Consider the following 24434-nt stretch of genomic DNA (forward strand, 5'->3'; position numbering starts at 1 on the left):
AAAGAGGAGTAAAGAAAAAAGCCATATGTGAAGGCATATGGCTTAAATCAAATTACATATTAATATTTTCTAATTCCTCATTCAACTCAAGCCATTCTAATTCCAATAGCTCATGCTGTTCTTTAGCAGTGGCTAATTCATTTTGTAGCTGTGAAATTTTTTCATGGTCAGTGAAAATAGCAGGGTTGCAAAGGGCTTCCTCTAGATTTTCAACAATAGCTGTTGTTTCTTGCATTTTACCTTCTAAATCTTCGATAGAACGTTTAATTTGACGTTCACGTTTTTTTGCTTCTTTATCAATTTTAGAGGTGGAAGTTTTATCAGGAAGGTCTTGCTGTACTTGTGGTTGAGAAGCTGCCTTCATTTGAGCTAGCTCCAATAGTTCCTGTTTTTTCTCCACATAATAATCATAGTCACCTAAATATTCAAATGACCCAGTTCCAGATAATTCAACAACTTTTGTCGCAATCCGATTAATGAAGTAGCGGTCATGTGAGACAAATAGAAGCGTGCCAGGATAATCGATTAACGCATTTTCCAGCACTTCTTTACTATCTAAGTCTAGGTGGTTTGTAGGCTCATCCAAGATTAAAAAATTTGCCTTTTGCAACATTAATTTAACGAGAGCAAGTCGTGCTTTTTCTCCACCAGATAAAGAGGATACGACTTTGTCTACATCTTCTCCACTAAAAAGGAAACGCCCCAATACGGTGCGAACATCTTTTTCATTCATGAGCGGCCATTCATCCCATAGCTCTTTCAAGACACTTTTATTGCTTGAGAGCTTGGCTTGCTCTTGATCATAATAACCAATTTGTACATTTGTACCATAGCGAATATCGCCTGAAATAGGTGGTAAGTCTTTCACAATTGTTTTTAATAATGTCGATTTACCAACCCCGTTAGGACCTACAAGCGCTATCCGGTCTTCGCGAAAAGTTCGGAGGTTGATGCCATTAGAAATAGGAAGATTATAGCCGATTGTTAAATCATCAACTGATAAAACATCATTACCACTTTGTCTTTCAATAGTAAAACCGAAACTAGCAGATTTTTCATCACCGTCTGGTGAATCCATCCACTCAGTTCGTTCAAGCATTTTACGTCGACTCTGTGCCATTTTTGTTGTGGAGGCACGAGCAATATTCTTTTGAATAAAATCCTCTAGCTTGGCCTTTTCGTCTTGCTGACGTTCATAGAGCTTAACATCTCGTTCGTAGTTTTTAGCTTTTTCATCTAAATAAGCACTATAATTACCTGTGTATTTAGTGACACGATGGCGGGATACTTCATAGACAATAGAAACAACTTGGTCTAAGAAATAGCGGTCATGGGAAACAATTAAAATAGCGCCTTCATAGCTCTTTAAGTAGGATTCCAACCATGATAATGTTTCGATATCTAAATGGTTTGTAGGCTCATCGAGAATTAACAGATCAGGTTTACTAAGCAAGAGCTTAGCAAGTGCTAAACGTGTGCGCTGTCCGCCGGATAGTGAGCTAATTGGTTTATCATAGTCTTCTGGATAGAACTGCATTCCATGAAGTACTGAGCGAATGTCTGACTCATATTGATAACCACCAGCATCCTTAAAATTATGTTGTAATTGATCGTATTCAGACATAACTTTCGCATAGACAGTTGGATTTTCGTATACTGCAGGATCAGCCATTCGCTGTTCGAGCGAGCGTAGTGTTTGCTCTTGGGCTAAAAGTGATTCGAAAATTGTCATCATTTCATCCCAAATAGTTAGTGTAGAATTTAATCCAGCATGCTGCTCTAAATAACCAATCTGAATATCCTTTGGAATAATGATATCGCCTGAATCATAGGACATTTGTCCAGCGATTATTTTTAATAATGTCGATTTACCTGCACCGTTTCGCCCTACTAAGGCAACGCGATCACGGTGTTGAACTTCTAATTTAACGCCACTTAAAATTTCATCTGCAAGAAAGGATTTTGTTAGTTGATTGACCTGTAAAACAATCATTCTTGACACCTCAATTCTACCTTAGTTTAATGGATGAACGATCTACGTGCAATGTCGGTGCTTTACTTATTCCTAGCAGTCATGTAAGATTGAAACGATTTCTTTTTAGTTAGCTGCGTAAAAGCGCCGTTAACTAAAGAGAAATACTCGAGGGTAAGCAAAAATTTAGTTATAGTTCAGGATGAATGTATTAAAATTATTAGTTATATAAAGTAAAATGGACTGAGGTACATTGTAAGGAGGAAAAAGTTTGAAACAAGAATTAAAAATTCCACAAGCCACTACAAAAAGACTTCCTCTGTACTATCGATTTATTCAAAACTTTGCACAAGAAGGTATGGAACGTATATCGTCAAAGGAACTGAGTGAAGCGATGAAAATAGATTCTGCAACCATTCGCCGTGATTTTTCTTACTTTGGTGCTCTAGGGAAGAAAGGCTATGGCTACGATGTGCAGCATCTATTACAATTTTTTAGCCAAACGCTTGATCAGCATGAAACAACAAAAGTAGCGTTAATTGGCGTGGGGAATTTGGGCAGTGCATTATTAAAATATAATTTTCAAAAAAACCATAATACCCATATTGTCGTAGCTTTTGATTCAAAAGCGCCTAAGGATGGCAAAATGATTAGCAATATTCCTGTTTTTCATCCAGATTTATTGGAGGAGAAATATGCGGAGTATGGCGCAGAGCTTGCCATTTTAACCGTTTCGCCACGCTCTGCACAAAAAATGGCAGATCGCTTAGCGGCAATGGATGCAAAGGGCATTTTGAACTTTACACCAGAGCGGTTAACAGTACCTGATAGAATGCAACTCTTAACTATTGATTTATCGGTAGAATTGCAAGCGCTTATTTATTTAATTCGTAATCAGGAAGAGTGAAAATTATACATATTTTTTAAGTGTAGTTCACCGTTTCTGTCAAATAGAAATTGTAAATAAAAGGTGGTAAAAACTGTGAGAGTGACGAAAAACTTTCACATATAATTAGTTAGCAAAATGGCGAATTATGCGTTAAAATGATGGATATAAAGAGGAGGTGGCTGTAATGGGTGGTATTGGTCCTATGAGCCTCATTATTATCGGAGTTGTCGCGTTACTAATTTTTGGTCCTAAAAAGTTACCAGAGCTTGGTAAGGCATTTGGTTCAACACTACGTGAATTCAAAAATGCTACTAAAGGTTTAGCAGACGAAGATGATGATGATAAGAAAAAGAAAGAACTAGATAAGTAAGTTAGGATGTTTGAGGAATGAATCCAAAAGATCTAACTGTTATTGAGCATATAGAAGAATTAAGAAAACGGCTGTTCATTGTTGCCGTTTTCTTTGTTCTAGCTATGGCTGGCGGTTTTTTCGTCGCAAAGCCGCTTGTAAAATACCTTCAAGCTACTGGAGCAAAATATAATATAGAGCTCCATGCATTTGACGTAGTAACACCGCTTGCAATTTATATCCAAATTGTATTTTTAATAGCATTTATTCTTTCATCGCCTGTGTTAATGTATCAATTATGGTCGTTTATTAGCCCTGGACTAAGGGAGGTAGAACGAAGAGCAACCTTAAGCTATATACCGTATTCATTTTTATTGTTTATCGCAGGGTTATCCTTTTCATACTTTTTGCTATTCCCGTATGTCATAAAATTCATGATGAATTTATCAAATGATTTAGACATACAGCAAACCATTGGTATACATGAGTATTTTACATTTTTGTTTAAGCTCACAATACCGTTTGGTTTCCTTTTCCAGTTACCAATTGTTGTATTATTCTTTTCTCGAATTGGGCTTTTAAATCCTGACTTGTTAATACGTATCCGTAAATATTCATACTTTGCTTTATTCGTCTGTGCTGCTATCATTGCACCGCCTGAGCTGGCGTCACATTTAATGGTTTCGGTACCTTTGTTTATTTTGTATGAAATTAGTATTATGATTTCTCGGATTGGTTATAAAAAATACCTTAAATCTGAGGAGATCCGATTAAAAGAAGAGCAGGAAGCTGAACAAAAGCGTCAGATTGAAGAGGCACTTGAACAGCAAAGAAGACAAATAGAAGAATTCAATCAACAGTAATAAATAAAGCTCGATGCCAAAATAAAGGCATCGAGCTTTTTTTTGTTACAATTCCTTTTTTCAATAAATTTACATAGCTTTACAAAAAATTATTGCATTTTTTCTAGTTCTTGAAGAAACTTTTGCAATGGTTCTGCATAGAATTGTACAAGTGTTACAAAACCATTGAGCATGACGTGTGCAATAATAGAAGTCCAAATACGTTTTGTTTTGTGATACAAAAAGGCAAAGATTAAACCACAAATAGTATAAAGCAAGATATGAGAGAAGTCGAAATGGATAATCGCAAAGAATATAGCACTTACGATTGCGGCCACCCAGAAATTTGTTGTTTGGACAAGCGAACCGAATATAACTCTTCGGAAAACAAACTCTTCTAATATGGGCCCAAATACAACAATTGCTAATATAGCAATAGGAGCTCCTTTTGCTATAGCAACGATATCTGCGGTATTTTGGGAGCCTCCTTTGATACCAAAAACAGCCATTTCAATGGCGGCACCAATCATTTGACCAAAGAACACCAGGAAGAAGCCGATGATCCCCCAAACAATCGTGAGAGGTATCGTTTCCTTTTTTCCTTGATAAATATTCCAAAAGGCTTTATCACGAGATGTAAGGATTAAGCTCAAAATGAGTGCAACAGCAAAACTAAGGGCAATATACCAGCCTTGCGTAATGGGGGCCGCTTGTTCAGAAGCTAGACCAGTTATCTTCATAACGAGCTTATGGAACGGTAAGAGCAGCCATCTGCTTGAAATCTGCATAAGAATATAAATCAGCAAAACATACAGCGCTGTTTTTTTATGTTTCGTTATTTTTTGAGAATTAGTCACAATCAAAATCCTTTCCATTTATATGCTTCCTTTCTATTGTAGAGGAATATGGAAAGAAAACAAAATTTTTCGAAGTTCTGACTTGCAAAAAAAAGAGCGATTGATTATCATAATAATTGTGTTAGCACTCATTGAGATAGAGTGCTAATAAATTTAAACAATTATTTATTATTAGGAGGTTGTTTCACTTGTTAAGACCACTAGGAGATCGTATTGTAATTGAACTAATCGAGGTAGAAGAAAAATCTGCATTCGGTATTGTACTACCTGACTCTGCAAAAGAAAAACCACAAGAGGGTAAAGTAGTAGCAGTTGGGACAGGTCGTGTATTAGAGAACGGACAACGTGTAGAGCTTGACGTTAAAGTTGACGACCACATTATTTTCTCTAAGTACTCTGGTACAGAAGTTAAATTTGAAGGTAATGAATACCTAATTTTACGCGAAAGCGATATCCTTGCAATTATTGAATAAGAACATGTAAAGCACCTTAAGTAAGGTGATTGCCTATTGTTTCTTAACATAAGTGACAATAAGGTGAAATTGATATAAATATATTGAAGAAGCTTAACGAATATTCCATTTCAGGAGGGTAAATTCACATGGCAAAAGATATTAAATTCTCAGAAGACGCTCGTTCATTAATGTTACAAGGTGTAGATAAATTAGCGAATGCAGTGAAAGTAACATTAGGACCAAAAGGACGTAATGTTGTATTAGAAAAAAAATTCGGTTCACCACTAATTACAAATGATGGTGTTACAATTGCAAAAGAAATCGAGCTAGAAAACCCATATGAAAACATGGGAGCAAAATTAGTAGCAGAAGTTGCTTCTAAAACAAACGAAATTGCGGGTGATGGTACAACTACAGCAACAGTATTAGCACAAGCAATTATTCGTGAAGGCTTGAAAAATGTAACAGCTGGTGCAAATCCTGTAGGTATCCGTAAAGGTATTGATAAAGCAGTTGCTGCTGCACTTACAGAATTACACGCGATTTCTCGTCCTGTAAGCAATAAAGAAGAAATTGCACAAGTCGCTGCTATTTCGGCTGCTGATGATGAAGTTGGACAACTTATTGCTGAAGCAATGGAGCGAGTTGGTAACGATGGTGTTATTACAATCGAGGAGTCTAAAGGCTTCACAACAGAATTAGATGTAGTAGAAGGTATGCAATTTGACCGTGGCTATGCTTCACACTATATGGTAACAGACACAGATAAAATGGAAGCGGTTCTTGATAACCCATACATTTTAATTACTGATAAAAAAATCACAAACATCCAAGAAGTATTACCATTATTAGAACAAGTGGTACAACAAGGTCGTCCACTGTTAATTATTGCTGAAGATGTTGAAGGTGAAGCTCTTGCAACACTTGTAGTGAACAAGCTTCGTGGTACATTTAATGCTGTAGCAGTAAAAGCACCTGGCTTCGGTGATCGTCGTAAAGCAATGCTAGAAGATATCGCTATCTTAACTGGTGGGCAAGTGATTACAGAAGAATTAGGCTTAGACCTAAAATCAGCTGATATTTCTTCACTTGGTCGTGCAGCAAAAGTTGTTGTGACAAAAGATAACACAACAATTGTTGAAGGTGTAGGCGGTGCAGACGCAATTGAAGCACGTATTACTCAAATCCGTTCACAACTTGCTGAAACAACTTCAGAATTCGATAAAGAAAAATTACAAGAACGTCTTGCAAAATTAGCAGGTGGTGTAGCAGTCATTAAAGTTGGTGCTGCAACTGAAACAGAGCTAAAAGAACGTAAACTTCGTATTGAAGATGCGCTTAACTCTACTCGTGCTGCTGTTGAAGAAGGTATCGTATCAGGTGGTGGTACAGCTCTTCTTAACGTCTATGGTGCTGTGGAAAAAGCAGCTGAAGCTGTAGAAGGCGATGTAGCTACAGGTGTGAAAATTGTTCTACGTGCTTTAGAAGAACCAGTTCGCCAAATTGCTAATAACGCTGGTCTAGAGGGCTCTATCATCGTGGATCGCCTAAAACGTGAAGAAGTGGGCATTGGTTTCAATGCAGCTACTGGCGAATGGGTAAACATGGTAGAGGCAGGCGTAGTAGACCCAGCGAAAGTAACTCGCTCAGCGCTACAAAACGCAGCATCTGTTGCAGCATTATTCTTAACAACAGAAGCAGTTGTTGCTGATATCCCTGAAGCAGCACCAGCAATGCCAGATATGAGCGGTATGGGCGGTATGCCGGGAATGATGTAAGAACCTTACCCCTTTCGTTAGGTATGTAAGGCTAAACATAGTGAATTAGTAGAGGCTTCTCATTAGTTGTGAAAACTTTTGAGGAGCTTCTATTTTTTTGCTTTTCTTCCGTGGGAAATTATATCTCAAAATATGATGTAAAACCAGTTCTCAATGCTTCAGTTGGGAACTGGTTTTTTACTAGCATAATAGCGTTGCTATTGAACCGATTAAGAATGATGTTGAAAACTATGAAAATAATTTTCCTGTTGTTTTTCAATAGATTATCACTTACAATACATATTAATAATGATAATCGTTATCAATAATGATTAATTTTATAGATAGAGGTGAAATTTTGGATAAACAGGAAGCTAACAGAATAGGGATGGGTACTATTTATTATGTTATTATTTTACTTTTAATCGGCTCCATTATAGTCTCTGCAGTTTATTCTGTATCAATAGGACAGGTTAGTATTCCTTTTAAGCAATCAATGGATATTTTGCTTCATGCTATAACCAATGGAAGGCTAGGCTCGTTTGACAATGTGGATAGTGAATCCTACTTGAATATTATTTTACAAGTCAGAATGCCACGAGTAATTTTTGCCTTATTGATTGGGATTGGACTTGCATTATGTGGGACTGTTATGCAGGCAGTTGTGCAAAATCCTCTGGCTGATCCATACATACTTGGTATTTCTTCAGGCGCTTCGCTGGGAGCAACTTTTGCCATTTTGGTTGGATTTGGTAGTAGTGCATTGTTAGCGCAGTTTGGTGTGGCCTTTGGTGCGTTTGCTGGGGCGATGATAACTTCTATGGCTGTGCTTATCTTATCTAGCATAGGGGGTAAAGCCACATCGGTAAAACTCGTTTTATCAGGTGTTGTCATCGGTGCCTTATGTAGTTCATTTTCGAGTCTTATCATCTTTTTTGCGAATAATGCTGAGGGCATTAAAACAGTTACATTTTGGTCGATGGGGAGTTTAGCTTCTGCCAGTTGGGACAAAACACCGATTTTAACCATTGTGATTGTACTCGGGGCTACCTTATTTCTGTTCCAGCATCGAGTGCTTAATACGATGCTACTTGGGGATGAATCAGCTATTACATTAGGTATCAATTTAAGTGTTTATCGTAAATTATATATGATTCTAACTTCTTTAATTACAGGAACAATGGTCGCTTATGCAGGTATGATTGGCTTCGTCGGCTTAATTATTCCCCATATTACGAGAGGTATTTTCGGAGCAGATCATAAACGATTAATGTTAGGGACATTACTCTTAGGAGGCCTTTTCATGATTTGGGCAGATATTCTGTCTCGTACATTAATCCAAAATGTTGAATTACCGATTGGCATCATTACTTCTGTCATTGGGTCACCATTATTTATCTATATGATTGTAAAAAAAGGTTACAACTTCGGAGGGTAGAGCAATGGAATTAGTAGCAAAAGAAATAGAAGTAAAGATTGGCAAAAAGGAAATTGTAAAAAACATATCGATTCACGTGAATAAGCAGCAATTTGTGGGTTTAATCGGACCAAATGGATGTGGAAAGTCAACTTTATTAAAAAGTATTTATAAAAGCCTTGTGCCACAAAAAGGAATGGTCTTTTTAGATGATTTAGATGTTTTGAAAAGTCCCGAAAAAAAGATATCACAGCACTTGGGTGTTGTTGGGCAATTCAATGAAATGCACTTTGATTTAACGGTACAGCAAATGGTGATGTTAGGCAGAACACCTCATAAAAAAATGCTAGAGTCAGATAATCAAAAGGATTTTGACATTGTGGAAGAGGCATTAACACGCACGAATTTACAAGCATATAAGGGACGTAGTTTTCTTTCATTATCTGGAGGTGAAAAACAACGTGTTATTTTAGCCAGAACAATTGCTCAGCAGCCTCAATTTATGATTTTAGATGAACCGACAAACCATTTAGATATTCGCTATCAAATTGAAATACTATCCTGCGTGAAAAGTTTAAACATTGGTGTATTAGCGGCGCTCCATGATTTAGAGATGGCAGCACATTACTGTGATTATCTTTATGCAGTTAAAGATGGCGAAGTTTATGCACATGGCGTACCAGAGGATGTTTTAACACCAGAAACAATAGAAGCTTTATATCATATAAAGTGTAAAACGTTTACGAATCCAGTGACGAATGGATTAGGTTTTGCTTATGGACTATAGGAGGAGTAAGATGAAGAAAAAACTACTAATAGGAATCGGACTAGCGGCGCTATTTACATTAACAGCTTGCGGTAACACATCCAAAAATATAGCTGAGGAAACACAGGCTAAAGATCATTATCCGCTGACAGTTGAAAACTTTTCAAAAACAGAGGGTGGATCAACATGGGAAAAGAAAGATCAAGTATTCGATAAAGCACCTGAAAGAATTATGGCAAATACACGTCCAGCTGCAGAATTATTATTACATTTAGGATTGGGCGATAAAATTGTTGGTGTTGGAGCAAACTTTGGTGCAGTAGATAAATCTGTGGAAGGGGAATACGCTAAACTGACTATTTTAAGCGATGAATATGTTGGCAAAGAGGTTACATTAGGAACAGACCCTGATTTAGTATTTGGCCGCGGAGGCTTATTTGATAATGCTGAATGGGGAGTAGGTACAGTAGATTCACTTAATGAAATGGGCATTAAAACATTTGTTTTAGAGTCGTCGGTAACAGGTGGTACATATGATTCTATTTACAATGATATCAAAAATATTGGTGAAATTTTTAATGTGCAAGATAAGGCGGATAGCTTTATTAAAGAACTAAAAGGGAGACAACAAAATATTTCTTCAAAATTAGAAAGCATTAAAGAAGAGAAAACATTTGCTTATTTGCATACAAATGATCCAAAAGAGCTTTTTGTCTTTCCAGCACACGATGAAACATTCTTTAATGATGCATTCAAAATGGTTAAGCTAGAGAATATTTTTAAAGATGAAACAGGTGATGTAAGTGTCGAAACACTAATAGCAGCAGATCCAGATGTATTAATTCTTCCTAACTGGGATGGCTCTGATTTAACAAAAGTACGTGAAGAAATTTATGCTAATCCTAAACTTTCAAGCATGAAGGCTATTAAAAATAAACAAATGTACATTGTAGATTATAATTATATGTTCGGTTATGGCTATAACACAATTGATGGAATGGAAGCCTTAGCTAAGGAAATGTATCCTGACTTATTTAAATAATATTGAAAGAGCTATCCCTGAGAGTCGAATAAAGGACATGATGGGATAGCTTTTTTGTTATCTCTGTAGAAGCTGCTCTCTATTTAACTTTGTGGTTTTTATAGTGGAGGATACGTTGTTCCAGCATATAGATACAGGGTGTAGTGGATCGAGATAAAATAACTGTGTTGAAAGGTCTTTTCTTGTTCTTTTAATATCAACCGTATCCAGCAAATGGGGTGAACGACTCGGCAATAGGCCTGTTTTAAAGAATGCTTCTTTTAAAGTCCAAAGCTCATAAAAAACATGGTGAGACTGATGAGAGACTAATTGTTGCTCTGCCTTGGAAAGTGCATAGTGCATGAGCTCTTTACTCACAGGCTTTATTTCTTCAACGTCGATGCCTACTCGCCCACTAGGTGTTACGGCTAACACAATCCAATCACCAGAATGAGAAAGATTAAAATCACCTTGCCAATGGGGATGGCCTGCAATATAAGGGCGACCATGTTCATCCTGTGCCGTGTGTAATAAGGCATCATCTAAAAATGGAAGAAGAGCCCATCTGATGAGAGTCTTACCTAGTAATGCTCTTTGACGGTCCTGCCAATGCTTGTATTGATTAAGCTTTTTTTTCACATCAGAAGGGAGTACTTTGCTGAAAGTATCCCATTCTGATGGTGTTAACTGAGGCCCTAGAGGCGTGGCAAATAGTTGTATATCCTGTTGGGTCATCTTATGTTGACTTGTTGTGGTTCAGGGAAGTAGCCTGTATCAATGCCGTATTGAAGCATTCTTTGAATAAAAGCTGTATTTGGTACTGCACATTCAATTTTCGTATTAGCTAAAAATTCTAGAGTTTTTTTGCAATTGAAGATAAACGGTGAGTCACTTGCTCCATCACCTTCAAGCTGTGCAATAGCTAATGATAAAAATTCCTGTACATCTTTCGAATGCTCACCATTTAATAACCAATTTGTATATTCCTGAGTAGACACAATTGTTAAGTCATAACCGAGTTCCTTAATAGTGTCGATTAATTCTAAATAAGTAATCGACACAGGGTTACATAAGTGGAAGACATGACCATTCACCGCTGATTGTGCTGCCAGAGAAACGAGGGCCTGACTTGCATAATTAATTGGGGTAAAGTCAACATGCCATTGTGCCGTAGGTGTCTTACCTAAATAAAGCATTGATTTAATCAAACGGTAAAAGGCGTTATCATCGATATTACGTTGGAATTTTCCCGTTTCAGAATGACAGCTTAAATTACCTACACGATAGATGGAAACAGGAATTGCATCTTGAACCGCATTTCGAACAAGATTTTCTGCCTCTAGCTTACTTTGTGTATAAACATTATCCAATTTCACGTCGTAATTAAAATTCCCTTTTTCTTCATTTGGTCCCCATTGAAGGGCAGCTAACTCCTCTGGAATACCAATTGTTGATACGTAATGGAAATGTACACCTGGTTTCTTTTTGGCTATTTCCAGCAAATAGCGAGTACCGTTAACATTCACATTATTAAAGTGGTCAGTCGCACCGAAATGACGTACATCTGCACCACAGTGAATGATGGTAGTGATTTCTTCCATTATCTTTTGTTCATCGGCATCAGATAATTGAAGGCGTTGCTTTCCTAAGTCGCCTTGGATAACAGTAATACGGCCTTTTATCTGATCAGCAAAAGCACTGCCAAAATAAAATTGCATACTGTCTATTAGCTTTTCTTCAATTGTTACATGAGCACTTGGTCGAATAAGACAATAAATATGTGCAGCAGTTGTAGTTAACAGCTCGTATAATACATGGCTACCTAAATAACCTGTGGCCCCTGTTAATAATACGGAAGTCATTGGCAATGGTTTCGCAGTTTGTGAGACTTCTAACGGGCTTGGTTCCATAAGATCCTTGAAAATAATTGGAGCTGCATTTTCCTGAACATCAACAGCTTCAGGCTGATAGCTACGAATATATTGATCGAGCTCCGCAATTGTTTGATACTGGAAAAAGTCCTGGATTTTTAAGAATGGTATATGCTTTTTCACTTGTACAAGAATTTCCAATACTTTTAAAGAATGTCCCCCAATGTGGAAGAAATTATCGTGAATACCTATTGGTTCGATACCTAGCACATACTCCCATGCGCCAGCTAGCATACGCTGTGTATCATTTTCTGGTGCAATATATGTAGTGCTTCTTGATAAGGTTACTTCCAGTGAGGCTAATTGTTTTCGATCAATTTTTCCTGTAGGAGATAGAGGCATTTCAGGTAATTCCATAAAACGCTCAGGCACCATGTAATCAGGTAAAAGATTCGCTAAGTAATCTCTTAACATATCTTCGTCAAGCTGCATACCACTTGCTACCGTATAGTAGGCAAATAAATGATTATTACCATCAGACATTTTCTTTGCAATAATGACGACTTCTTGAATGCTTGGATGATTACTTAATACGGTTTCAATTTCTCCAAGCTCAATACGGAAGCCCCTTACTTTGATTTGTGAATCCTTACGTCCGACAAATTCGATATTACCGCTAGGCAATAGGCGAACTAAATCACCTGTTCGATACATTTTTTTGTTTGGTTTCAATAGATGTGGAACAAAGACCTCAGCCGTTTTCTCAGGCTGATGTAAATAACCTGCTGCTAAACCAACACCTGCAATACATAACTCTCCTGTTACATGAACAGGGCAAAGCTGTTCCTCTGCATTTACAACATACATCTCATAATTAGCGACAGGTCTACCAATAGGGATGCTAGATTGCATGTCTGTTATCTGACTCTTTACTTTAAAATAGGAAGACAGTACTGTACATTCAGTTGGCCCATACACATTAATAATCTCTGTAGATAGCCCGAATTTTTCCTGCCATTTTTGAACAATAGCAGGCAGTAGGGCTTCCCCACCAACAGATAAATAATTTAGAGTAGTTAGCTTTGTTCGGTATTCTTTAGGTAAATGTGTCGCTAGTTGTGTAAAGAAAGCATTTGGTATAGTGGCAGTTGTTACTTGCTCACGACTAATCATTTCAGCAAAAGCTTCAATCGATAGACGCTCTACACTTGTTAGCATATGAAGTCTTGCTCCTGAAAAGAAAGCAGTAAAAGTTTCTGTGACAGAAGGGTCAAAACTATAAGAGATAAATTGAGAAAAAACATCATCTTCCGTTGAATGGTAGATTCTTTGATTATCTGTAATTAAATTAATAACAGCTCCATGCTTAAGCAAAACACCTTTTGGTTTGCCTGTTGAGCCAGATGTATAAATGATATAAGCTAAATCAGATGGATGTAATTCACAATGAATATTTTCCTGTGAATAGCCGTTCTCTGATTGGCTTACAGTTAACACGGTATGTTTTTGAGAATCACTATGTATGAAATCGTTCAATAAAGCTCTATATTCGCTTTTCGTTAAGATATATGGAGCACCTGTATCGTTTAATAGATATTGACAACGTTCTTTTGGATAGCTTGGATCTATAGGAACATACACTCCACCTGCTTTTAGGACACCGAGTAAGCTAATGACAGTTTCTTTACTACGCTCCATAAAAATTGCCACATGATTTCCTTTTTGAAGACCGTTTGCAACTAACATATGAGCGACTTGGTTGGATTGTTCATTTAGCTGACGGTATGTCAATTTGCCACCCTCATATGATAATGCAATTCGTTCAGCAAACTGTTGTGCAGCCTGATAAAATACGTCAGGTATTGTTGCATCTTTATCGTAGTCAGCTATTGTTTGATTCAATTTTTTGTATGCTCGTAAATCTTCTTCATTTAAAAGTTGAATACGATCGGATGGAAAACTTTGTGGCTCAAAAGAGTACGTATGATTATGCGATGGGTGTACATCAAAATTATGTTTAGTATTCAATTATGACAACTCCTATTTTAGAAAAGGGCAGACACTTATGAAGGAGTGTTTGATGTATTAGTTCCACAGAATGAATTCTCTGCGGGAGCTAATGGACATCAACCTCCTTATAAGAGCAGCCCTTTCGTTTTTTATTTCACTACAAAAGTATGAACAACATTTAATAATTCGTCAGATAACTCGGATAAGACTTGAGCTTCTTCAGAAACTCGCTGTACCGTGTTCAGCTGAGAAGCAGACGTTGCTGCTACAGCTCTTGTATTATCTTTAGAATTGATTGAGAACTCTTCCATATCTTTTACAGCGGACGTCACTTCTTCCATACCAGCTGCCATTTCCTCAATTGTGGCAGAGAGTTCTTGAATTTGACCTGTCACATGATGAATGGAAGTTAATATTTGACTAAATGATTTTTCTGAATCATTGATCATGACAATTCCATGATCTACTTCTTCCACAGCATGAATCATGATGTTGACCGATTCATTTGTATCGTGCTGGATATGAGAAATAAGGGTAGAAATCTCTCTTGCAGATGCCTCAGATTGTTCGGCAAGCTTACGGACTTCGTCTGCTACCACTGCAAAGCCGCTACCAGCTTCTCCAGCACGTGCTGCTTCAATAGCTGCATTCAATGCAAGTAAATTGGTCTGAGAAGCAATACCTGTAATAATCCCAACAATTTCTTCGATCTTATTAGAATGCTCACCAAGCAATTTGACAGAAGCAGCAGACTGATTAACCGCTTTACTAATAGCATTCATTTGTGAGACGGATTTATTTGTCGATTCATTGCCTCTTTCAGCTTCCTCTGATGCTAAGATCGAGGACTCCGAAATTTCGTTGGAAGTCATTGCAATACGTTGAATTCCTATACTCATTTCTTCAATTGTAATCGTACTTTCTTTTGCCTTTTGAACTTGGAGGTCAGCACCACTTGCAATTTCTTGCATAGAAGAAGCTACATTATTGTAAGAATCAGTTGCTTCCTGCATATTGGCAGATAATACATTAGCAGTGTTTGAAACACGTGCAGAAACATTTGTTGTGCTTTTAATAACATTCTTTAAAGTTTCAATCATAGAGTTAAAGTTTTGTGTAAGTGTTCCGATTTCATCCGCTGATGTAACTGGTAGTGGGTCAAGCTCTAAATTACCTTCTGCTACTTTTTTAGACTGTAGGGACAGTTGTTGAATAGGTGTTAATTTTTTTCTTAAAAGACTGTATACAGCAATGGATGAACCAATTAAGAAAATAACAGTTACTAATAATGTCCAGAGTGCTTCAGACATTGCTTTTGCAGTTACCCTGGATACATCATAGTCAATGGCATAAGCAGCTAAAATGTTACCATCCTCATCTAATATAGGTGTAAGACCAGTTTTGTAACTACCAAATTCATCGCTATAAATGTCAGTAGCCGTTGCTTTTTTTGTATTAAAAATTTCTTTGATTCTTGCTAGGAAATCTGGAGATAGCCCCATGGCAATCATATCTTGATTATACTCAGCTCCTAATTCCAATATACTAGATGAAAGAACAGGAGCATTAATATTCTCCCCATTAACTGTAATTAAATATAGATTGGTAATACTATCAGAGTTTTCATTGATCGCATCCATTTCACTTGTTAAACGAAGGGCATCAGAGTTATTTTTTGATGGATTATCTAATATGGATCGTAATGTATCGATATCAATGGTTTTTGCTAATATCATGCCTTTGTCAGATAGTGATTGATCCATGTCTGTTAAATTACTGTTTCGTACTATATAATAAGAAAGACCTAAAGTAACTAATCCAAATAATAATAAAATACTTACCATTATCGCAGTTAATTTTTTACTTATGGACATATGTTGCTTCTTGCGTTTTTTCATGTTTTTCCTCCTAGTATGGTATAACAAATATTTCATGCAAAAACTATAAATGGATAATTCAGTAAATGTGTTGTATACTTAGAGCCTGATGTTATTCGTAGAAGCTAAAGTACGCTCAAAATATGTATAAATGCAAAATAATCTATTTATCCCCCAACATTAAACTACTATACTGCCAAAAAAATTGATTCACAACCCAGAAAACTTCCTATTTAAAGGTTGGTTTAATAAAGATAAATATAAATTTTTAGTTCAATTGTCTATTTATTTCATATCGTAGGATGTATTTTTACGAAAAGTAGGGTGATTTCTAGTACAAAAAAGAAGTATGCTCAAAACTGAGCCAATTTCACTTGAATAAAAAACATTGGCTGTAATCCCTTTTTTTAATTTCGTTATAGGTCTTTTGTACTTATTTGATTATTGCTTGTGCTTGGAAATATTATAGTTTTCCATATTTTTTTATTATCGGGATAAAATGAAAAAAGGCTATTTCTTTATTCAGCAAACAAAGAAATAGCCTTTCTAGTTGTTATTATGGTCGTGGATTACCAAAGTTACCTGGTAGTATATTCGGAAGTCCTGGTATTAATGGTGGTGGAAAACCAGGATATTGGCCCCCAGGACGTGGCGGATATGGTTGCGGTGGATATGGCATTGGTGGATAAGGTTGTGATGGGTATGGCTGTGGATACGGACGTGGTGGGTAAGGTTGTGGTGGATAAGGTGATGGGTATGGATAAGGGTATGGTGGAGGGTAGGAGCCTCCAGGTGGTGTTCCTGTACCTGCTGCAGTTATTTGACTAACATCAACAGTCACTATTTGACCATTATCAAGTTGGATTTCTGCAGTTCTTCCTCCAGTTCCAAATGTTCGAATTAATGTACCAGAGTAAGTGCCTGTAGGGAGAGTCACCCATATTTTCATACCAGGGCGAAATTGACTGTTGAAATCTTCTGGAGCTAATCTAGGATAAACCAATTAAACACACCTTTCTTCATTTTTTCTAACATATGCCTAGAGCGATTTTTATTATAGGCTTTTGGCCAGAAGTTGTTTAAATCAAATTTGTTATAAAATATAACAATTTTCATTATAATAGGGAAAAAAGCTAAAAGGATGTTTAGCAAATGGCAATCATTAAAATAAAAAAAATGAACATACAAAATCTTCGTAATGTACGACATGGGGAAATTAAACTCGCAGTAAATTTTGAGACATTTTTTCAAGCAACTGTTGTAGGGCTTTATGGACAAAATGGCTCAGGAAAGACAACCATTGTGGATGCATTCGGTATATTGAAAACACTGTTATCAGGTTGGTTTACTGAAGGGAAGTTACCTTCACAAGAGAAGCGACTCATTTTAGCAGGGGAGCATACAGCCAGCATTCATGTTGAGTTTTTAGTTGAAAACCAATACGGTACTTTTTTTGTGGATTATTATGTAGAGCTACAGGAGGATCAGCATCGACTATATACGACGCTGGAACGACTCTCTTATCGAGAAAATGCTAAAGGGAAGCGTTCAAAAGTTTTATTTGCTGCGAAAGAGAAGGATGTACAAATCCGTAAATTAAGACTAACAGATTTGAGTGAACAGGCACGTATTCAGTTACTCGTTATTCAACAGATAGCAAGAAAGCGTTATACGTCTTTTTTATTCCATAAAGATTTAAAGCCTTTATTACAGGAACGACTTTCAGAGCAAGAAATGGAGCTCATGCAAAATATTGCTGTTGATTTTAGTAGAGATTTACATGTTGTTAATAATCATAATATTGCACCATTATTTGAAGAACGTATCATGCCATTTAGTATACATTTAGAGAAAACGAGGGGTCTAATTCCTTATGATTTAAATGGACCAGCTATATTGCCAGAGGATGCATTCTATGCCTTGTGTGAAGTAATTGAGCAAAGTAATCGTGTTTTAACAGCTATTATTCCTGGACTGACCATTAAAATTAATGTGATTACAAAACAAATGATGGATAATGGAGAGCCGGGAATACGGTTTGAGTTTTTATCACAGCGCGGGGAACGGGAATTACCACTACGAACAGAATCAGAGGGGATATTAAAGATCATTTCTGTTCTTAGTGTCTTGATTGCCGTATACAATAATCCGAATGCTTGTGTCGTTATTGATGAGTTAGATTCAGGTGTTTTTGAATATTTGTTGGGTGAGTTGTTAACAGTGATAGATGAGGGTGGAAAAGGACAACTTATTTTTACATCCCATAATCTACGTGTGTTAGAGGTGTTAGCTATTAAAAATTTATGGTTCACAACGACAAATGAACATCACCGCTATATCCAGCTTAAAGGTATTAAAGAAGTGAATAATGCTAGAGACGTCTATCTGCGTGCTATCCAACTTGGCGGACAGGATGAAGAGGTTTATAAAGAAACTAAAACATTTAAAATAAAACGTGCCTTTCGTAAAGCGGGGGTTCAGCATGACTAAAAAGGTATTGTTGATCATTGTGGAAGGACAGACAGAGCAAATCATTTTAGAGGATTATTTAGATGCTCATTTTGCTAATTCAACCATACGTTTTGATGTGCAACGCGAAGATATTTTGACAAAGTGGGATGCTCATAAACGTATACCGAATATTAAAAACAGTGTTGTAAGGGTGATTCAGAGCTATCTTGAAAAATATAAGTTTTTAGCAAATGACTTAACTGCTGTCGTTCATATTACAGATGCAGATGGCTGCTTTATTGCACCAGAATGTGTCAAAGTGGATGAGAATATTGAGCACAGTCTGTTTTATACGGAGGACGCTATTTTAGTAAAAACGGCAAAGCGTAAAGAGCAAATTGAACAACGCAATGATATGAAAGCAAAGAATGCTAAAATTTTAATAGCCAATGACCACTTTAGCATTAATCGAATGAAAGTACCTTATCAATTATTTTATTTTTCTACGAATTTAGAGCATGTCCTATGGGATGAACGCAATGAAATTCCAACAGAAAAAATACAAAAAGCAGACGAGTTTATCGACAATCTGTCTGGCACAATTGAGGACTATTTAGGTGCTTACCTCCCAGTTAGTGCAGAGCTTCCTTATAGGGAAAAAATAAAAAAAAGTTGGTCATTTTTGATGGAAGGCTGCCATTCATTACAACGAGGGACGAATGTACCGTTACTATTTGAAATGATTAAAACGAATGGACAATAAAAACAGGTGACTGATATAGATCGTCACCTGTTTTAATTAATGTTTGTTAAAGCATTTGTTCATAGCTCCGAATATGAGCTAGTATGGCAGGATCTTTAATTTTTGTATCTTCACTTAACAGTAATAGTTTTGACATAATTTCAGCTGTGCGTGGATCGTCATCCACCATTGGTAAGAAGATTCGACCACGATGTTGCGATGGTACTGCAATTATCGGTATCATTGATCCACCTATTTGATGTACCACGCCACTACCTAAATGCAAGGAATAGCTTGCTAGTTTACCTTCGATTAGGGCATGCTGTTTTTTCACTTCCACGTTGTTTAGCTTTAATAATTTGGCCAATTCTTCTACGATGATACTGCGCATTTCAACGGTAGAATGGCTAGCTTCTGGGTCTACACCACCAACATGAGCGACGCTAACAACGAGGTCAAGATCCCGCATGATTTCCGAGAATATCGTTGCAGGAATGTCATCTAAGACGATATCTTTACCAGTTAAACGATCATAGAAATATATCCCTTCAATTGCAGGGGCTTCAATTTCTGCTGGGGTAAACCAATCTGCTTGAGCATACAAGGATGCTACAATATTTTCCTTGTAATAAACTTTTCTTGGCCCTGTTTCATAACTAATTTGCCAGCCTCTTGTTTTCAACAAGGCTACAGTTTGGGATGGATTTACTTGATGTCCAGCATAACGCAATGATTGTTTTTGTGCTTTTTCATCTGCATTGATAAGGTACAACTCACGGAACACTTGCTTAAATGGTTGTTGTATTTTGTGTTCGAACATATAAGCTTGCCACTGTCTCCATTGACCACTTTCAAGAAGATGATGTGGGTGAGCAATCTTGATAGTAGATGTTGGGGCAAGCGATATCGTATCATTCGATACTAAATGTAAACCGTCAGCTGTAAGCATTCCAACATGCTCATCACTGATAAAGATTAGCTTTTGTAATAATGGAGCCAGTATTGGATGGGCTAATAAATTGATGAGCTCCTTAGCTGAAAATACTGTTTCTAATTCCATTGCTTGCTCAAGTGCTGGCCTTGCCCGTTTATACTGCTCTTGTAAACTTTTTCGAGCTTCTTGCAAGGTTACAATGTCGGCATGCTTCTTTAATGCAGCAGGAATGCTTTTTAGACGTTTGCCATCTTTTTCAACGATAATGCTAACAGATGCATCTTCTTCAATTTGCAAATGAGCTGTTATTTGCTCAATCTGTTGTGCTTTAAATAAATGCTTGATATCGTCAAAGGCTGATAACTCCATACGCCATGTGAAGCGAGTAGCTTCTCCATCACCTGCATTACGTGCTAAATTTTCCATTGCTATACTTGCAGCCCGTGCCTCACTTGCGCGACGTTGAGCGCCAAATTGCTTACTTTCCTTTAAAAACTGTTGAATAAATTGGTAGCGTGTTAAGGCATCTTTATCATCTGATTTTTTTAGTGGGATAAGGCCTAATGCGCGTAGTTTATCTTTATTACGCTTGTCTTGGATTTCTTGCATTAATGGTTTTGGACTAAGCTTACCAATGGCAGTATCTGCATAAAGCTGTGCCCTACGATGATTAGCTCCTTCTGAAGCATATTTTGCTGCATCATAGACAAGTTTGAAATTTTTTGCACCGAGTGTTTGGTAGGCACTTTGGAACCAGGCTAAATCGAATGCACCATCACGAAAATCTTCAGCTGTTATGCTGGAGAAGAGGGCAATCTGATCTTTAGCAAAGTCCGATAAAGAATCGGTTGTATGCGCGATAAAATACCAAGCTGATTCCTTTAGTCCTTTCCAACCAATTACTTCACTAACCAGGTCAATCCAATGCTGGTTATACATCATGGCTTCAATTAAACGTTCTATAGAAATTTCTGTTTTTTCCCATGCTTCTTTTAATTGCTGTGCTGTTTCTTCTTTTTTAGGGTAGCAGCTAGTTAACAATCGCGAGAATACATCCTTTTTTGTTTCGGCTTGCCAAATATAGCCTCGTGCAAGTTTTTCTCCATCTAAGGCCTGGAGAATTTTGAAGAAATAATCGATTCCTTCAAAATACGAAATACTACTCGCTAGCTTTGTAACAGCAGTAGGTGTATCACCACGTTTGAGCTCAATGGCTAAAATACGATCGATTGCTTGTTCACGAATGGCAAGGAAATCGTTTAAGTCTTCAAATAACGGTTGATAACGTTCAAGTAATTTAGTTGGTTCATTGAAAATTTCTGATGCGAGCGTGTTGGTAAAGATTGCTTCGAATAAATGGTCGCGAGTTAACAAGCCAGTCTTCATAGCTTCTAAATATTGGAATATAGATAAATTGTATAAATTTGGGCTATAGCTCTCTTTGTTCATGCGTTTTGTTAGCTCTTCATTGATAGCTAACATTTTGACAAATTCGCCATACGTTGAGTAATCAGACCAACATCGATCAACAAATACTTCTATAACATCTAAATCAATAATGGTTGATGTAGAACGATAGTAATAATAACCTTTATCTCTAACATCAAGTTGCCACTGATCTGCAGGAATTTCGTTGAATAGCTGTAGCATGATACCTATTGCCTGCTCAAAGCTGTTAAATTCAGGTGCATGCTTTTCTAGCAATGCGAGTGCTTCCTTATGCAGCGCCATCTCTCCTGAAATAGTGTCAATGTCCTGTGACAAAACTGAAAAAATTTGTTGCAGTGTATAGTTATATTTCAAGGAATTAAATTGTGCAACACGTTTTTTGATTTCTTTATAATCGAAGAAAGGTTTGATAAGAGTTTGAGCTGCATTGGAAAGATCACGAGCAGCAGGATATACTGATAGACCATTGTAAAAATTAAAATAGGCTAAGTCTTCTTTACTAAACATAGATGTCTTTATCCATTGAACAATGTTCTCAGGAATAGGGTAAACATCAAGACTAGCATGTCGTTTATTATCTGTTTTAGATGCTAGGACACTATATCTTTGACCTAATGTAGTAGCAATTGGCGTGTCATTCCATTGGTATGTTTCATACTCCAATTCAGCGTAATCATCAAGTATTTCAATAAGTTCTTCAAGCTTTGTTAATAAGTTTTCAATATCATATTGTAAGAACTTTTCAAATGGTTTAGGTGTCTGTACATAGAAAGGAACTAGCTGCTGCCAAGGTTCTTCATCACTCATCTGAATAGCACCATCGGTAATACGATCGTATTGAATAGGATGATGGGGTGTATATAAGCCAAAACCATTGCTCTCGTTATACTCCGGTACATTCTTTGTAATTAATTGTTCTAATAGCACTTGTTCGTTTTTGGTTACTTTTGGTAATAAGGTGCATAAAGCGCTAATTTGTTCGCTTGCTAAGTCATATTCCTTAGAGGCTTCTAATAATAATTCAAGTCCTCCAAGTCTTTTCAATTGTTTGCTGTCTTTTATTAGTCTTTCAGCACTTTGCAGTAAATGGTCCTGTGGCTGAACTTTCAAGAGAGAGATAGCCTCTTTGCGAAGAGCCCCTGATTTATTAGCTAAAAGATCTTCGATTCTGATAATTTCATCTTCAGTTGGTGTTAAAGCATGTATTTTCTTTAACGCAAGGGAACGATTGATGGAGCTTCGATCTCGTAAAGAGTTAAATAAAAATTCACGTTGACCTAGTGTGATAGGGTCAAGGCAATAAATATTCAGTAAGCCAATTCTACTTGATGGCGAGTACGAATCTGCTTGTGCAATAATTCGCTGGAATAATGCCTCGTCTTGGATATGATAGGCTAAAATAATTTGTGTTGAAATTAAATCCTCTAAGGACAGATGGACTTGCACAAAGGATAAAGGTTTACCTGTAATAGTTAGTCCATCTCTCGTGATCTCATTTTTAGCCCATTCAAGTTGCTCAAATAAGGGATATTCAATGCCTTGTAGTTGAGTATTTTCATTCATAAAGTCTTGAAGGATTTGATCCCATTCATTATCGCTTGCATACTCGCTATTAATATAATGGTTGGCATAAAGGAAATTACCCCATGCAAAGGCAAATAACTCAATATCCTTTGTTGTTAACATTAAATCCTTAACATACGGTGCAGTAAAGGAGATTTTAGATAAGTTTTTCAAGAATGCAAGTGTTGTCAGTTGGATATGTTTATCGCGTTTTAAAAGTTCTGTTAGTATACTATCTAGCTTTGTATAATCCTTTGTGGAGATGGCCCATAGCCCGACATAAATATCGATTGTTCGTTCACTTTTTAGTAGTTGCTCGACGAAATTGTCCTCTTCCATTGCTTGGATGGCTAAGGCCAAAACTTCCTCTGTTATTTTTTGATTTTCAAAGCTATTATAGCCAAGACCCATCCATGTATCGATTGCTCGTATTACTGAGGAGAAACGAGTTAATTGATGTTCCTGAATAAGTTTCATCATCGCTACTTGTGCTTCCAAGTTTCCGTGATCTATGTTTTCCACAATCACTTGTCGTAGCCCTTCCTGACGCGCAGCTGCTACTAATAATTTACCGACTGCTTCATGCATACGACAATTGCTTGATTTGAAAATGCCACGGATTAATGGATGGCCAAAAAAGGTACTATGATGCTCATCGAATAAAATACTCTCGACTGCCTCTTCAATCAAAGGATTATTTAATGACAGTTCTTCAGCAAGCAATTGCTCAAATACAAGAAAGCCCATTACTTTTACATTGTCATTTTTCAAGACATAGGAGCTATAGTTCGGATAGGAACCATGCTCATATTGACTATGGTTTGCCAATAACTCCTGTAGACTTATTTCCTCGAATGTCAGCATTTCTTCTATTAATTGTAAACATTGAAAAAGATGATCTTGGACTGGTTGAGCAGAACGGAAAGATCGACGTAAAATACCAGTTTGGAACATCGTAGTATCAAAACGTAAAGCTAATTGCTTCATTTTCAGTGCACGTTCCGGTGAAGATAATAGCGAAAGCACCTCAAAAAAAGGTCCACTAAATAGCTCTTCAAGTGTATGATTTTGCTGAGTAGCGATAAGCTGTTCAATGTCATAATCTCTATTATCCATATACTTTAGTAATGCTGCTGCTAGTGGCTGTAAACTGGCAGGTGCGGAATCGATTAAATTTTGAAAATGCATTTTTTGTTCATGTGAAAGTGTCAT

General features: G+C 36.9%; 17 protein-coding genes. 10 read left to right on the forward strand and 7 right to left on the reverse strand.

Going from position 1 to position 24434, the window contains the following annotated elements; all coding sequences use genetic code 11:
* Positions 1 to 52 precede the first annotated feature (52 nt).
* The gene (locus tag ABC382_RS17965; protein ID WP_322611897.1) at positions 53 to 1993 is read right to left on the reverse strand and encodes an ABC transporter ATP-binding protein; all 1941 of its coding nucleotides are present in this window, start codon (positions 1991 to 1993) and stop codon (positions 53 to 55) included.
* A 250-nt stretch (positions 1994 to 2243) separates the two neighbouring features.
* Here ABC382_RS17965 and ABC382_RS17970 point away from each other — a divergent pair, with 250 nt between their 5' ends.
* The 3 genes from ABC382_RS17970 to tatC all read left to right on the forward strand — a co-directional run bounded on the left by ABC382_RS17970 (position 2244) and on the right by tatC (position 4073).
* Positions 2244 to 2879 carry a redox-sensing transcriptional repressor Rex gene (locus ABC382_RS17970; protein ID WP_274794666.1) on the forward strand — a complete coding sequence of 212 codons (636 nt, stop codon included), beginning with the start codon at positions 2244 to 2246 and terminating at the stop codon, positions 2877 to 2879.
* A gap of 166 nt (positions 2880 to 3045) precedes the next feature.
* Positions 3046 to 3231 (forward strand): twin-arginine translocase TatA/TatE family subunit, encoded by a 186-nt coding sequence (locus tag ABC382_RS17975; protein WP_008176991.1) that lies wholly within the window; start codon positions 3046 to 3048, stop codon positions 3229 to 3231.
* A gap of 17 nt (positions 3232 to 3248) precedes the next feature.
* The gene (gene tatC / locus ABC382_RS17980; RefSeq protein ID WP_274794665.1) at positions 3249 to 4073 is read left to right on the forward strand and encodes a twin-arginine translocase subunit TatC; all 825 of its coding nucleotides are present in this window, start codon (positions 3249 to 3251) and stop codon (positions 4071 to 4073) included.
* A gap of 89 nt (positions 4074 to 4162) precedes the next feature.
* Here tatC and ABC382_RS17985 read toward each other — a convergent pair whose 3' ends face one another.
* Positions 4163 to 4927 carry a CPBP family intramembrane glutamic endopeptidase gene (locus ABC382_RS17985; RefSeq protein ID WP_322611896.1) on the reverse strand — a complete coding sequence of 255 codons (765 nt, stop codon included), beginning with the start codon at positions 4925 to 4927 and terminating at the stop codon, positions 4163 to 4165.
* A 170-nt stretch (positions 4928 to 5097) separates the two neighbouring features.
* On the opposite strand from ABC382_RS17985, the gene groES reads away from it, so the two are divergent.
* From groES to ABC382_RS18010, 5 genes are all read left to right on the forward strand, one after another.
* Entirely contained in the window at positions 5098 to 5382 is a 285-nt protein-coding gene (gene groES, locus ABC382_RS17990; RefSeq protein ID WP_054612084.1) for a co-chaperone GroES, read from the forward strand.
* 128 nt (positions 5383 to 5510) lie between these two features.
* Positions 5511 to 7142 (forward strand): chaperonin GroEL, encoded by a 1632-nt coding sequence (groL, locus tag ABC382_RS17995; RefSeq protein WP_322606721.1) that lies wholly within the window; start codon positions 5511 to 5513, stop codon positions 7140 to 7142.
* A 367-nt stretch (positions 7143 to 7509) separates the two neighbouring features.
* Positions 7510 to 8559, forward strand: a complete 1050-nt coding sequence (locus ABC382_RS18000) for a FecCD family ABC transporter permease (RefSeq protein WP_409264037.1) — start codon at positions 7510 to 7512, stop codon at positions 8557 to 8559.
* A gap of 4 nt (positions 8560 to 8563) precedes the next feature.
* Positions 8564 to 9325: an ABC transporter ATP-binding protein gene (locus ABC382_RS18005; RefSeq protein ID WP_312507132.1), complete on the forward strand. Its 762-nt coding sequence runs from the start codon at positions 8564 to 8566 to the stop codon at positions 9323 to 9325.
* Positions 9326 to 9335: 10 nt separating this feature from the next.
* Entirely contained in the window at positions 9336 to 10346 is a 1011-nt protein-coding gene (locus ABC382_RS18010) for an ABC transporter substrate-binding protein (protein ID WP_322611894.1), read from the forward strand.
* A gap of 57 nt (positions 10347 to 10403) precedes the next feature.
* Here the strand turns inward: ABC382_RS18010 and ABC382_RS18015 are convergent, their stop codons facing one another.
* The 4 genes from ABC382_RS18015 to ABC382_RS18030 all read right to left on the reverse strand — a co-directional run bounded on the left by ABC382_RS18015 (position 10404) and on the right by ABC382_RS18030 (position 17086).
* Positions 10404 to 11060, reverse strand: a complete 657-nt coding sequence (locus tag ABC382_RS18015) for a 4'-phosphopantetheinyl transferase family protein (RefSeq protein WP_322611893.1) — start codon at positions 11058 to 11060, stop codon at positions 10404 to 10406.
* Positions 11057 to 14224, reverse strand: a complete 3168-nt coding sequence (locus ABC382_RS18020; RefSeq protein WP_322611892.1) for a non-ribosomal peptide synthetase family protein — start codon at positions 14222 to 14224, stop codon at positions 11057 to 11059. The genes ABC382_RS18015 and ABC382_RS18020 overlap by 4 nt, the downstream gene beginning before the upstream one ends.
* Positions 14225 to 14355: 131 nt before the next feature.
* Entirely contained in the window at positions 14356 to 16104 is a 1749-nt protein-coding gene (locus ABC382_RS18025; RefSeq protein WP_274794656.1) for a methyl-accepting chemotaxis protein, read from the reverse strand.
* Positions 16105 to 16639: 535 nt separating this feature from the next.
* A complete protein-coding gene (locus ABC382_RS18030; protein WP_274794655.1) occupies positions 16640 to 17086 on the reverse strand; it encodes a hypothetical protein in 447 nt (148 codons plus the stop codon).
* Between the two features lie 149 nt (positions 17087 to 17235).
* Between ABC382_RS18030 and ABC382_RS18035 the strand changes: the two genes are divergently transcribed.
* A complete protein-coding gene (locus ABC382_RS18035; protein ID WP_312507135.1) occupies positions 17236 to 18573 on the forward strand; it encodes an AAA family ATPase in 1338 nt (445 codons plus the stop codon).
* Positions 18566 to 19297 (forward strand): hypothetical protein, encoded by a 732-nt coding sequence (locus tag ABC382_RS18040; RefSeq protein WP_312507136.1) that lies wholly within the window; start codon positions 18566 to 18568, stop codon positions 19295 to 19297. The genes ABC382_RS18035 and ABC382_RS18040 overlap by 8 nt, the downstream gene beginning before the upstream one ends.
* Positions 19298 to 19343: 46 nt before the next feature.
* On the opposite strand, the gene ABC382_RS18045 is transcribed toward ABC382_RS18040, so the two are convergent.
* Complete coding sequence (locus ABC382_RS18045) at positions 19344 to 24434, reverse strand: DUF4132 domain-containing protein (RefSeq protein WP_322611891.1); 5091 nt, start codon at positions 24432 to 24434, stop codon at positions 19344 to 19346.

The organism is Lysinibacillus phoenicis (assembly GCF_047238325.1).
Taxonomy (GTDB): Bacteria; Bacillota; Bacilli; order Bacillales_A; family Planococcaceae; genus Lysinibacillus; species Lysinibacillus irui.